Raw genomic sequence first — 12,408 nt, 5'->3', positions numbered from 1 at the left:
CAATCAGGCTTTAGGAAGAATGGGTATTTTCTTAAACCACCCCCATGCAATAAAAGCAGCCACCAGGGCAAGAATCACGTTCATTCCAATTGCGGAGAATTCACCTCTTGATGCGTGAAAGATGGCTGCAAAAATCATGACGGCTACCAAACCTATTGCAGCCCATGCAGTAAGCTGTGGTTTAATGCGAAGCAGTGCAGGAAGTATCAGGCCAAGGCCACCCAGTATTTCACTAATGCCAATAAAACGGATTAGTGCTACAGGAGCCTCACTGGCCCATGGGAGCATTTGCGAGAGCTGTTCAATGGGTTGGACTACTTTAGGAAAACCAGCCATGATGAACATGGCGGCTAACAGCACCTGGGCCACCCAAAGGCTGATGTGGAGTACTTTAGAGCGGTTTTGTGGGGTTGTTGTGGTGTGCGTTGACATATTCGTTATGATTTGAATTTTGTTTTTTACTTATCTTGTGCTACAAATGCTACAAAGGTATAGTGAGTATGCCGCCGCCGCCTTGATCTATGTTAAGAAAAGAGGGAAAGTCACTTCAAAGGAAAAAAAGATACTGGCATGAGATTCAGGAAGCTGGCAGTCCTATAAAACCTTGCCCCAGGGTGGGCTCAGGTCTTTCAGTAAGTCAGCCATCCGTGGGTTACGGCCTGGCTGAAGTAATTTAAATTAAAGTATGATTGAGCCATTTTTTGATTATTTACGGACCAGGTTAACTGTAACTGAAACCCAGCTTTCACAGCTGGAACCACTTTTAAAAGTAAAGCAGGTGAAAAAAGGGCAGATTCTGCTAAGGGTTGGAGAGGTGTGTCAGTATACCAGTTTTGTACTCAGCGGGTGTTTGCGAAGCTATGTTATTGATACTAAGGGCAGGGAACACATTATCCAGTTTGCACCGGAAAACTGGTGGATTTCGGAACAGATCAGCTTGTATAAAAAAGAGCCTGCAATGTATTTCATTGATGCAATAGAGGACACTTCTTTTTTGTCCATGGATCCTTCCTTCTTAGAATCGCTCTATCGAATAGTGCCTGAAGCACGCCCCTTTATGGATCAGGCGCTGATTAACAGCCTTCGTTCCTTCCAGAAACGTCTGGTCAGTCAGCTTAGCGAGAGTGGAGAACAACGCTACCTTGCCTTTATCAGGACTTATCCGACCCTTGCACTCCGTTTGCCACTATGGATGATTGCTTCTTACCTTGGGCTGACTCCGGAATCGTTAAGCCGTATCCGCAAAGAATTAGCCGGAAGGTAAATCTGATAGGTCACTGCCTGGGTTTGATCAGGAAACCTAAACTTCCTTGCAGGTTAAGATCTGGAAACAGAAAATGTGAAACCAGCTACAGAAGGTTATTTCAAAAGCATTAAGCCAGCAGACTGTTAATATCCTCCTTGCTCAGGTTCTTGACAAAGCTTTCTTCGGTGGTAATAAGGTTGTCGGCCAGTTGGACTTTCCTTTGTTGTAATGCCAGAATTTTTTCCTCTACGGTATCGCGGGTAATAAACTTATAAGTAAATACCCTGTTTTCCTGCCCGATACGGTGGGCGCGGTCTACTGCCTGTTGCTCAATAGCCGGATTCCACCATGGGTCGAGAATAAAGACATAATCGGCTTTGGTGAGGTTAAGGCCTACGCCACCGGCTTTGAGCGAGATGAGGAAAATGCGCAGTTTTTCATCTGTCTGGAAGCGCTGTACCTGCTCCATCCTGTCTTTGGTGCCGCCATCGAGATAGGCATATTCCATTTTTTTGCTGTCCAGGTACTTTCGCAGCAGGTTCAGGTGCTTTACAAACTGGCTAAAAACCAAAATGCTGTGGCCCTTGCTCACTGCATTCTGCAGCATGTGGGTTACATCCTGCATTTTGCCGCTATCGCCGGGATATTCTTCATCAACCATAGAAGGGTGGTTGGCAATCTGGCGCAGTTTGGTAAGACCTTGAAGCAGCATAAAGTGCGATTTTTTTACTCCGTGGAGGTCGATCTGGTCGAGAATTTTGCTGCGATAATAATTCTTTGCCTCCTCATAGCGGTCTTCCTGCTGGGTGGTCATGCTGCTGTACTGGATGTTCTCAATCTTTGCCGGCAGCTCAGTGGCTACCTGTGTCTTTTGTCGGCGCAGGATAAAAGGCTTAATAATGGAGAACAGCTTGCTGATTTTCTCTTCATCCTGCTTCTTCTCAATCGGGTTCAGGAATTCGTTCCTGAAGAAGCTTTGGTTGCCCAGCAGGCCTGGGTTAATAAAATGCATTTGCGACCAGAGGTCAAGTGTGCTGTTTTCCAGTGGCGTACCGGTAAGGATAAGGCGATTGCGGCAGTTAAGTTCGCGTACGGCCTTGGCAATATTGGAGGTGGGGTTTTTAATGGCCTGCGATTCATCCAGAATAATGTAGTTGAAGTAGTATTTCTTTAGCTCCTCCACATCCAGCCTGGTAATTCCGTAGGAGGTCAGCACCAGGTCATAATTCTGGAAGCGGCTAACATCTTTATTACGATTGGTGCCGGTGTATACGTGTACCCGAAGGTTAGGTGTAAATTTGCGAGCCTCCATTTCCCAGTTATAAATGAGCGACGTAGGCATTACCAATAGCGAGCTTCCTCCATTACCGTCCTCCTTTTGCGCCTGCAGCATGGCCAGTGTTTGAACGGTTTTGCCAAGGCCCATGTCGTCGGCCAGGCAGCCGCCAAAATTGTATTTGTTGAGGAACTGCAGCCAGTTATAACCTGCTTTCTGGTAGGGGCGGAGTTGGCCTTTGAATTTGATTGGGAGCGGATAATCTTCAATTTCCTGAAAACCACGAAGTTTTTGTAGCTTATTGCTAATGGTAACCTTGGCCAGCTGCCCGTTTTGCAGGTCCTGTACCAGTGCCAGGTGGTGTTTTCGCAGCATCATGCCTTCCTGCCCGTTCTTCCCTTCCTCCGCAAATGCAAAGAGCTCAGAGTAGTCTGTAAGCCATTTTTCGGGGATAACAGCAATTTCGCCATTAGGCAGTTTTATTTCAAGCTGCTTGCGATGCAGATACTTCCGCAGCTCATTAAAGCTGATTTCGTATTCGCCAAAGCGAATAATGGCATAGATATCGAACCAGTCGATGTTTTCCTTTACCTCTATGCTAATGTGCGATTCGCCCAGGAAATATCTTTTCTGGTCTGTCTTGTTTTGGTATACGCTAAAGCCTTCTTCTTCCAGGGCAGTACGGTGCCTGCTTAACCACGAGAAGGCTTTAATTTTTGGCTGTGTCGCCCGTGCATGGCGCAACTCCAGTCCCAACTCCCGCAGATAACGGGTACAGGCCTTTTCCATTTCCGGGCTTCGCTTTACCTTATGGAAGGTGTAGTCGTCTTCCTGCTGTTCTACCCGAACGCTGGTATCGGCTGTACTCTCGGCTTTAAAGAGGTAATCGCCATAACGGAAGGAGAGGTTGAAAACAATTTTACCTTCATCTGCCGAGCCATTACTGCCATTGGTCTGCTGGTAGAGGCTCAGTTCAGCGGCCTGTGCAGCCTGCAGCTCAGAAAAGGTAAGCACCGGCTGTGGTTTGGGAGCAAGCGTATTAATCCGGAAGCCCTTGGCGTATACATCAAACTGGCCTACGAGCGGGGCCACGAATTTTCGATAGTAGGTGTCTTCTACTTTTTTAGGTATTTCAATAAACTTTTTATTGAGAAAGGGCTGGAGCTTCTTGCCGTCTACCTCGTTTTCGAAGCCGTAGAGGCAGTTATTAAGGACGAGCCAGGCGGGCTCCTTACAAATAAGATAAGCGCCTTTATACTGCCATTCCAGCTTTTCTCCTGCGTACTTAATGGTGGGAAAATAGTGGGTGTTGGTTTCATTACGGCGAAAATGGAAAAGCACAGTGGCTTTTTCGGGTGCTATGTCTATTTTTCTCCAGGCTGGTTCTCCGTCATTCCCCATCTCGAAGAGCATTTTGTGCCGGATGTGCTGGAGTATCTGGGCACGCTTTTTTTCGAGGTAGGCCTCTATTTCTTCCTGCAGGGCGGTATTCCCTTTTTCCTTGTCATAAATTTTCAGGAAGAAATCGTTCGGCTTTATTTTTTTATTGTAGAACTGCCGGATAATTGCCTCCTGCTGCATAGAGTCCATGAGCCGGATGAGTTGATAGTCTGCTTCATCGAGGCCCGAAGCGAACTCAGGAGCATTTTTAGCAGAAATATTCTGATGCAAAAATGAAAGCCGTCCCATTTCATCCAGCTGCACTGCGAAGGACTCAAATAGATAGCCCAGATACTCGTGTGCAAACAGGGAGTATATGATTTGAAACGGTTTGGTAGTAGAAACTTTCATTTAAAAATGGGAAGTAACCCGCAAAGTAATGAAAGAGAAAAAAATTTACGTTATAAGATTGTAAATTTATATTTTTTTATTTAAAAACCTATATATGAGAGGGAATACTTGTTTTCGAAGCGATAGAAGCGGGACGAAAGGAGGCTAAAAAAGTGATGAGGATAATACTGAGAGCTGTAAACAGCAGATCAGTAATTTGAAGTTCTACCGGGTAAGCACTCTTGACTGCTGTTTGCATGCCCATGCCTACAAGGCCGTAATGCTCCTGTATCAGGCAAATGGCAATACCGAGGCCACTGCCAATAAGCGCCCCGCTAAAGGCAATAATGGCTCCCTCGGCTAAAAATATTTTTTTGATGAGCCCGCTGCTGGCACCCATGGCGAGCAGCACGGCCACATCTTTGCGCTTATCGATGGCCAGCATGGTAAGCGCAAAAAAGATGTTAAAAGAAGCAATGGCCAGAATGAAGGTAAAGGCAATGTACACAAACAGCTTTTCTATTTTAATTGCCTTGAGCAGGCTGCTGTGTTGCTGATCGCTGTTCTGCACCAGAAAACCCGCCGGTAATTTTTCCTGTAGCTTCGCCTGTACTTCATCGATGGAGTGGGTGGGGCCAACAGCAATTTCCAGAGCCGAACGGCGGTTGCCGTAGTCGAAGAGCTTTAAAGCAAAATCGAGAGGTACAAAAATGTAGTTGTCGTCGTATTGCTTTTCAATGCTAAAGACAGCAGAAGGCTTAATATTTTGCTGTGTGTAATACTTGCTGGGGTTAAGGGTGCCTGGTCGCACATTTCGTGGGTAATAAACACGAAGGGCATAAAAGTCATTTTCCAGCGAAATAGAAAGTTCATTTCGAATGCCGGCCCCTACTACAGCCAAAGGAATTTCACCATTCTTCAGCTGTAGTTCTCCCTGCATTATAGCCTGGTCGAGCCGTTGCTGGTCTAAAAACTCTTTGCTGACACCCTTAATCTTTACAACTTTCTCCGAGTCCTGGTAGCGTACCAAGGCATTATCTTCTGCCACCTCGGCTATACTTACCACCCCCTCTGTATTTTGCACCAGCTCCAGTAGCTCGGTACTCAGCTCAAAGGTTTTTCCCTTTTCGGCTACAATTCGCAGCTCCGCATCGAATGTATTGTAAAGAGAGCGGATAAGTCCTTCCAGCCCGTTAAAAACCGACAGCACAACAATAAGCGCCATTGTTCCCACGGCTACTACGAGCATGGAAATAATGGAAATGATGTTGATAAAGGTTTTCTTTTTTCTGGAGCGAAAATACCGCCGGGCAATAAAAAATGAAAGGTTCAAACTGAGTTTTAGTCGTTATTAGTTGATAGTTATTCGCGGATGGTAATGGATCTTGGCAATACCCTGTACCTGCAGATGGCTTTATCTCTTTTAGTTTCAGGATTAACGGTTTAAAACTTACGTCCTTCCCTTCACTTTCCTGTCACACTCCTCAGGTCTCAAAGCCTTCTTCTTACTCCTCCTCATCGGCAGGCGGGATATTGAGGTCGTTGATGATCCTGTCCATCCGGGAGGCATAGTCGGCACCTTCGTTCAGGTAAAAAATGAGCTCAGGAATGTGGCGTACATCTTTGCCAATCCGGCGGCCCAGGGCCCCTCGTACTTCGCTTTTATGTTCATTAAGGGTTTCCAGTATCTGTTGCGGGTTAGGGGCCAGCATGAAGCTTAAGTCAACTTTTGCCACACTTAAGTCCGGGCTCATCCGGATGCTGGTAACGGTAACAAAGGTATTCTTTAATAAATGCTTTATGTCGCGCTGAAAAACTTCGCTTAATTCCTTCTGCAATAAGCGCGCAAATTTCTGTTGTCTCTTACTTTCACTCATGCTGCAAATATTGTAATATATTTATTAGTTGTCTAAAAAATAAACTAATTTCGTTTTTGTTCTGAGTTTAAAAACTGGTTCAAAATTTTCCGCAAATCGCATTCCTTTGATTAGCTTCTTCAGACTAAACGACCCTTACCGCATTATCGGTATATTTATACTTCTCCTTCTTATACGACTGCCTGCCTGGTTAGGGTGGGTGCCATTGCTGCAGCCTGAGCTGGGCTGGATGCTGCTGGGCGAAAACATTGCGGCCGGCGACACCCTCTATATTGGCGTATGGGACGATCTGGGTCCTCTCTCGGCCATGGTTTACTGGCTGGTCGACTTCCTCTTCGGGCGTTCTCAGCTGGCGTACTATTTTCTTTCTGCCCTGCTGGTGGTGGTGCAGGCCTATATCTTTAATACCACGCTCATCCGCTACAAGGCCTATAATGAAAGCACCTTCGTGCCTTCTCTCTTTTATATGCTGCTGGCCAATATCTTTTACGACTTTTATGCGCTTTCGCCGGTGTTATTAAGCCTTACATTTCTGCTACTGGCGGTGCGAAACCTTTTCCGGCAGATTGTGGGGGCCGGAAGCGACGAGACCATTCTCTTTCTGGGCCTCTATACCGGCCTTGCCGGCTTATTTTACCTGCAAAGCATAAGCCTGCTGGTGGCATTTATTTTCTCGCTCCTCATTTTTACAGGTACTAAACCACGGCAGTACCTGCTGTTACTAATTGGTTTTATTCTGCCTCTGGCTGCTTTTATGCTTTACTACTCCTGGCAATACGGGCTCGACAGCCTTTACTGGCAATACATCGGTTCTTTTGCCCTGCTGCCCGAGGATAACTACCTCAACATCCCCAGCCTGCTGCTGGTAGCGCTTATCCCGCTCTTGTTTTTGCTGATTAGCATCTACCGCTACAACAATTCCCACGCTTTCAACAACTACCAGGTGAGGTTGCAGCAGTCCCTTTTTTACTACCTGCTAATGGGTATAGTGGCCATTCTTTTCTCTCCTGAAAAGTCTACTTTCCACTTCATGCTGTTGCTGCCACCGCTTTCTTTCTACATCAGCCAGTACTTTATGCTGTTTCGGAACAGGCTAAAGGCAGAGCTTTACTTCCTTGGTTTTGCTGTTTTGCTACTGGGCCTCAACTACTATCTGTTGGCTGATTCCATTCCGTATGTAACTGAATATACCAACTTTGAGGAGCTGGAGGTGGAAGAAAGGCCGGAGCAGGCATTAGTGGAAGGGAAGGTAATACTGTTCCTGGGTCACGACTTGAGCCTGTACAAGGAGGCACGGCTGGCAACGCCTTACCTCGACTGGACACTTAGCGAAGAGCAGTTTACCAGCCTCAACTATTACCAGAATCTGCTGGCCGTTTACAGGAACCTGAGCCAGGAGGCACCACAGGTAATTGTCGACGATGTTGGTTTAATGCCGGCTGTTTTTGAACGTATGCCTATCTTAAAAAGCAAATACCGGCCAGCTGACCGGTATCCGCATGTGTATATTTTAGAGGCAGACAGTGCCAATTAGCAGCTGATTTTACCGACCCGGCGCCCATGGCGGCCCCCTTCAAATTCGGTATCCATAAAGGTGTTAGTCATTTTTTCGGCCAGTTCATAAGCTACAAAGCGGCTGGGGAGGCACAATACATTGGCATTGTTATGCTGGCGGGCCAGTGCGGCCAGTTCCTCGTTCCAGCAAAGAGCCGCGCGTATATCCTGGTGCTTGTTGGCCGTAATAGCCACCCCATTACCACTGCCGCATATTAAAACACCGGCATCGTACTCACCTTCCGCAACTGCTTTGGAAAGAGGGTGCGCGAAATCGGGGTAATCAACTGAATCGGCACTATACGGACCAAAGTCTTTTACTTCATGGCCTTTTTCTTCCAGCGCCTTCCGTAGCTTCTCTTTATATTCGTAACCGGCATGGTCGCCGCCAATGGCTATTTTTCTGAATAACATGGTATATGATGTTTAATGGGTTTAGCATAGCTGTTCGTCTGCACGAAAATAAAAAGAGTTGTGCTAACATCCTATCGATGCCTTTGCCCAAAATGACGACAGGCTCAGCAGGAGCGATTTTTCTCCTGCTGAGCCTGTCTGGTTTACCAGCGGTTTTAAACTTTAAAGGTTAAAACCGCTGGTCGAGTGGTACGTGGCGGTTATCGTCCTCGTCCTTACCTTTACTGTTATTGTTTCTTTCTTCATAGGCTTTCTCCCTTTGCTCCAGTCTTGCAAGGGCGGCAGCTTCCTTCCGTTTCTCTTTCCGCAGAATAAAGGCACTTACATAGATGCTTATTTCGTATAACACCAGTAGCGGCAATGAAATCAGTATCTGACTCATTACATCGGGTGGGGTTAACACAGCCGAAACAATAAGAATCACGACAATGGCAATTCTCCGGTAATCTCTCATGAGTTGTGGGGTGGCCACACCGGTTTTAGTAAGAAAGTACACTACTACCGGGAGCTGAAACATCAGTCCGCAGGTAAGCACCATCATCGAAAGTGTAGAGATGTAGGAAGCGATATCGAACTCGTTAAGCACGCTCGGGTCTACCTGATAATTGGCCAGGAAGTTGATGGAGAGCGGTGAAACGATGTAGTATCCGAACATAATGCCCAATATAAACAGCAGGCTTACGAAGAACACTGAGCCCTGACTAACGTTCTTTTCGTTTGAGTGCAGTGCGGGACTGATAAATCGCCAGATTTCCCAGAAAGCATACGGAAAGGCAATGATAAGTCCGATGACAAAGGAGGCGGTGAGGTGCATGGTAAACTGCCCCGTCATTTGTCGGCTTTGCAGGATAAAGGGTAGCTCATCGATACAGAAAGCTTCTGTTCCAAAATAGCCTCCCCAATCGCATAGCGCTCGATATGTCCAGAAATCCGTTCGCGAAGGAGCCAGTATTACCTCGTGGAATACAAAGTCCTTCATGACAAAGGCAGCAATGGCAAACACCATTATGGCCGCCAGCGAACGAATAATGTGCCACCTGAGCTCCTCCAGGTGGTCTACAAACGACATTTCTTTTTCTTCAGACACGGGTCTCTCTCCTCCTTCTCAATAGTTATTTGTAGAGCGGAAACTGCTGCATCCACTCATTCACTTCTTCTGCAACTTCCTCTAAAACTTCTTCCTTGTCGTGGTTCATGAGTACCCTGTCGATCAGCTCCACTATGCGTGGCATATGTTCTTCCTTCATACCGCGGGTGGTAATGGCAGGGGTGCCAATACGGATACCTGAGGTAACGAAAGGAGACTTATCGTCGAAAGGAACCATGTTTTTATTAACGGTAATATCAGCTTCTACGAGTGCATTTTCAGCAATTTTACCGGTTAAGCCTTCCTTGCTGCGTAGGTCAATCAGCATCAGGTGGTTGTCGGTACCGCCCGATATTACTTTATAGCCTTTGTCCATAAACGCTTTTGCCATAGCCTGGGCATTCTTAATTACCTGTAGGGTATACTGCATATAGTTATCAGAAAGCGCCTCCTGAAAAGCAACAGCTTTAGCGGCAATAATATGCTCCAGCGGACCTCCTTGGGTGCCGGGGAATACTCCTGAATCTAGCAGGCTCGACATCATACGGACATCTCCTTTAGGCGTTTTAATGCCAAACGGGTTTTCAAAATCCTTGCCCATCATAATTACCCCGCCGCGTGGGCCGCGAAGGGTTTTATGGGTGGTGGTGGTTACAATGTGGCAGTGTGGTATTGGGTCGTTAAGCAGCCCTTTGGCGATAAGGCCGGCTGTATGCGAAATATCAGCTAGTAACAGAGCATCTACTTCGTCGGCAATTTCGCGCAAACGTTTATAGTTCCAGTCGCGGCTATAGGCCGAAGCGCCACAGATAATCATTTTAGGTTTTTCTTCGCGGGCCTTTTCGGCTACTTTTTCCCAGTCAATGAGCCCTGTTTCCTTTTCCACTCCGTAAAAAACGGGGTTGTACAGCTTTCCGGAAAAGTTAACCGATGAACCATGCGTAAGATGACCGCCGTGCGACAGGTCAAAGCCCAGTATTTTATCGCCGGGCTGAAGGCAGGCCAACATCACTGCGGCATTGGCCTGTGCGCCGGAATGTGGCTGCACATTGGCCCATGTAGCTCCAAATAATTCTTTTAGCCGGTCAATCGCCAGCTGTTCTACCTCATCGACAACCTCGCATCCACCATAGTAACGCTTGCCTGGCAGGCCTTCGGCATACTTATTGGTAAGTACGCTGCCGGCTGCTTCCATTACCTGCGGGGAGGTAAAGTTTTCCGAAGCAATCAGCTCTATGCCTCTTTCCTGGCGCTCCCGCTCCTCGTTAATCAGGGAAAAAATCTGTTCATCACGCTCAAAGGTGTGGGCGCTGGCCTGTACAGTAGTGGATGACTTGCTCATAATGTTGTTTTTCAGGTAGTAAAAATAAAGCTGTAAAATTAGGTGTTACCTCCCATATTGCCAAAACCAACCGCTATATCTTCACGACCCTGTCTTTTTGCCCTGTTCTAACAAGTGTGGGGTAAACGGAGTTCTTTTTTTGCCTCCTTTTGCGAAAGGAATTTTTAGGAGATTACTTTGATGGTTCAGGAAAATTTTCAATTTTACTATAGAGATGTTTTAGAGAATTTTATAATGAAAAAAGGCTTACTGACGGCCATTTCAGGTGTGTTCCTGCTCCTGCCTGCTTGCGATAAAGGGATTCATGAAACCGGTAATGGTACCATTACTTCCGAAATAAGGAATGTAGGACCTTTTTCGGCGCTGGAGGTAGAAGGAGAGTATGAAATTGTTTTACAGGAAGGTACTAACCCACGGGTTGCGATTGAAACAGACGAGAACCTACATAAGTATATAGAAGCAGTGGTGGAGGGAAACACACTGACGATAAAAAACGTGGAGGAAATTGAAGCCAGCGAAGGAACCAAGCTGCTTATCACTTATCTGGATTTGCACGAAGTTAAAATTGGTGGTGCTGCTAAAATATTCAACGAAGGGATGCTGGAAACAGATGAGCTGAGAATAGTGGTAGAAGGAGCAGGCCTGCTCGACCTGGGCCTGCAGGTAAATGAACTGAACCTCCGGCTGGGCGGGGCTGGCTCCATTAATTTATACGGAGAGGCAGAGGAACAACGGCTGGAGCTAAGTGGTGCTGGTAGCCTGGATGCGCTGGAGCTGGAGAGCGAACGTTGCGAAATATACCTGAGCGGCTTTGGTAGTGCAGGCGTATTTGTAACTGAAAGTCTGGAAGCTGAGGTAAGCGGGGTAGGAGGTATCCGGGTTAAGGGCGATCCGGAAAATATTAGCAGTGAAATAACAGGCCTCGGGGGCGTTACCCGGATAAAAGAGAATTAACAGCTACTTATCAACTAAAACATGGAAAAGATACTTGTACTAACCGACTTTTCAGATATTGCCAAAAAGGGACTTGAAACGGCGGTGCGCATAGCCAGGCAATTGGGAGGGGCAGAAATTCTCCTGCTCAATACGGAACTTTCGACTTCCGGTGGACGCTTTTCTGCCTCCGGCGATATCGCTTCGCAGCTTCCTGCCGAAGAAGATCGTTATATGGTAGAGCTCATCCGGCGCAACCAACAACGGCTGCAGGAGCAGGGTCTGGCTTATGCTACAGAAGGAGTAGAAATACGTACCTTTATGGAAATTGGCGAGATGCAGGAAGTGGTCGATGATTTCCTGAAAAACCATGAGGTTGACCTGATTGTAATGGGGACCAGTGGTGAAAATACCCTGGAAGAGTATTTCCTTGGCAACCATACCGAACAGGTTATTCGAGTGGCTGATGTGCCGGTACTTTCCGTAAAGGTAAATGACCATATTGCAGATATTCGTAATGTGGTATGGGCAACCGACATGAATAAAAAAGCCAGTGCCAGCGCCCGCCTCCTGAAAAGCGTGGCGAGTAAGCTTAGGGCTAAACTTCACCTGCTGCATGTTACAAAAAGCAGTAAGGTCCAAAAGTCGGCTTCGGAGCTGGAAGCCTATGCCAGGGAACAGGGGCTGGAACAGAACTACAGTGTAGCGGTAATTGATGACAATGATGTAGAAGATGGCATAAAAAGATATGCGGCAAAAGTAGGCGCCGATATGATTGCGGTGATTACCCATGGCCGCGATGGTTTAAGTGCCCTTTTATCGCATAGTGTGGCCGAAGATGTAATCAGGGAGGCCAGCGTGCCGGTACTGACAATTAACATGCATGAGGTAAAATAAGCCCCCTCTGCC

Annotated in this window: 11 protein-coding genes; 4 read left to right on the top strand and 7 right to left on the bottom strand. The window is 46.9% G+C overall.

The genetic code is table 11. From position 1 onward, the window contains the following. Positions 1–3 precede the first annotated feature (3 nt). On the bottom strand, positions 4–432 hold the full coding sequence (locus F752_RS0102515) for a DoxX family protein (protein WP_017730155.1): 429 nt from the start codon (positions 430–432) through the stop codon (positions 4–6). 253 nt (positions 433–685) lie between these two features. Between F752_RS0102515 and F752_RS0102510 the strand changes: the two genes are divergently transcribed. Further along, positions 686–1,264, top strand: coding sequence for a Crp/Fnr family transcriptional regulator (locus F752_RS0102510; RefSeq protein ID WP_017730154.1), 579 nt, complete (start codon positions 686–688; stop codon positions 1,262–1,264). A 109-nt stretch (positions 1,265–1,373) separates the two neighbouring features. Here the strand turns inward: F752_RS0102510 and F752_RS0102505 are convergent, their stop codons facing one another. From F752_RS0102505 to rbfA, 3 genes are all read right to left on the bottom strand, one after another. Beyond that, complete coding sequence (locus F752_RS0102505) at positions 1,374–4,313, bottom strand: DEAD/DEAH box helicase (protein WP_017730153.1); 2,940 nt, start codon at positions 4,311–4,313, stop codon at positions 1,374–1,376. A gap of 88 nt (positions 4,314–4,401) precedes the next feature. Further along, complete coding sequence (locus F752_RS0102500) at positions 4,402–5,625, bottom strand: ABC transporter permease (RefSeq protein ID WP_017730152.1); 1,224 nt, start codon at positions 5,623–5,625, stop codon at positions 4,402–4,404. 172 nt (positions 5,626–5,797) lie between these two features. Continuing rightward, a complete protein-coding gene (gene rbfA / locus F752_RS0102495; protein WP_017730151.1) occupies positions 5,798–6,169 on the bottom strand; it encodes a 30S ribosome-binding factor RbfA in 372 nt (123 codons plus the stop codon). Positions 6,170–6,275: 106 nt separating this feature from the next. Here rbfA and F752_RS0102490 point away from each other — a divergent pair, with 106 nt between their 5' ends. Continuing rightward, positions 6,276–7,703 carry a hypothetical protein gene (locus F752_RS0102490; RefSeq protein WP_017730150.1) on the top strand — a complete coding sequence of 476 codons (1,428 nt, stop codon included), beginning with the start codon at positions 6,276–6,278 and terminating at the stop codon, positions 7,701–7,703. Here F752_RS0102490 and rpiB read toward each other — a convergent pair. From rpiB to F752_RS0102475, 3 genes are all read right to left on the bottom strand, one after another. Then, positions 7,700–8,137 carry a ribose 5-phosphate isomerase B gene (rpiB, locus tag F752_RS0102485; RefSeq protein ID WP_017730149.1) on the bottom strand — a complete coding sequence of 146 codons (438 nt, stop codon included), beginning with the start codon at positions 8,135–8,137 and terminating at the stop codon, positions 7,700–7,702. The two genes, F752_RS0102490 and rpiB, sit on opposite strands and share 4 nt — an antisense overlap. A 169-nt stretch (positions 8,138–8,306) precedes the next feature. Next, positions 8,307–9,224, bottom strand: coding sequence for a twin-arginine translocase subunit TatC (gene tatC, locus F752_RS0102480; RefSeq protein WP_017730148.1), 918 nt, complete (start codon positions 9,222–9,224; stop codon positions 8,307–8,309). A gap of 25 nt (positions 9,225–9,249) precedes the next feature. Beyond that, positions 9,250–10,566 carry a serine hydroxymethyltransferase gene (locus F752_RS0102475; protein ID WP_017730147.1) on the bottom strand — a complete coding sequence of 439 codons (1,317 nt, stop codon included), beginning with the start codon at positions 10,564–10,566 and terminating at the stop codon, positions 9,250–9,252. Positions 10,567–10,800: 234 nt separating this feature from the next. Between F752_RS0102475 and F752_RS0102470 the strand changes: the two genes are divergently transcribed. Next, the gene (locus F752_RS0102470) at positions 10,801–11,520 is read left to right on the top strand and encodes a head GIN domain-containing protein (protein WP_160164075.1); all 720 of its coding nucleotides are present in this window, start codon (positions 10,801–10,803) and stop codon (positions 11,518–11,520) included. Between the two features lie 21 nt (positions 11,521–11,541). Further along, the gene (locus F752_RS0102465; RefSeq protein WP_017730145.1) at positions 11,542–12,396 is read left to right on the top strand and encodes a universal stress protein; all 855 of its coding nucleotides are present in this window, start codon (positions 11,542–11,544) and stop codon (positions 12,394–12,396) included. Positions 12,397–12,408: the final 12 nt, after the last annotated feature.

The organism is Nafulsella turpanensis ZLM-10 (genome assembly GCF_000346615.1).
GTDB lineage: Bacteria > Bacteroidota > Bacteroidia > Cytophagales > Cyclobacteriaceae > Nafulsella > Nafulsella turpanensis.
Note: the sequence above shows the minus strand (reverse complement) of the source record. Positions and strands in the feature narration are given on the sequence as shown.

What these genes read in the sequence shown, in the direction of transcription:
- F752_RS0102475 (WP_017730147.1), bottom strand. Translation starts at nt 10,566, where the DNA reads ATGAGCAAGTCATCCACTACTGTACAGGCCAGCGCCCACACCTTTGAG.
- F752_RS0102465 (WP_017730145.1), top strand. Translation starts at nt 11,542, where the DNA reads ATGGAAAAGATACTTGTACTAACCGACTTTTCAGATATTGCCAAAAAG.
- F752_RS0102505 (WP_017730153.1), bottom strand. Translation starts at nt 4,313, where the DNA reads ATGAAAGTTTCTACTACCAAACCGTTTCAAATCATATACTCCCTGTTT.
- rbfA (WP_017730151.1), bottom strand. Translation starts at nt 6,169, where the DNA reads ATGAGTGAAAGTAAGAGACAACAGAAATTTGCGCGCTTATTGCAGAAG.
- rpiB (WP_017730149.1), bottom strand. Translation starts at nt 8,137, where the DNA reads ATGTTATTCAGAAAAATAGCCATTGGCGGCGACCATGCCGGTTACGAA.
- F752_RS0102515 (WP_017730155.1), bottom strand. Translation starts at nt 432, where the DNA reads ATGTCAACGCACACCACAACAACCCCACAAAACCGCTCTAAAGTACTC.
- F752_RS0102470 (WP_160164075.1), top strand. Translation starts at nt 10,801, where the DNA reads ATGAAAAAAGGCTTACTGACGGCCATTTCAGGTGTGTTCCTGCTCCTG.
- F752_RS0102510 (WP_017730154.1), top strand. Translation starts at nt 686, where the DNA reads ATGATTGAGCCATTTTTTGATTATTTACGGACCAGGTTAACTGTAACT.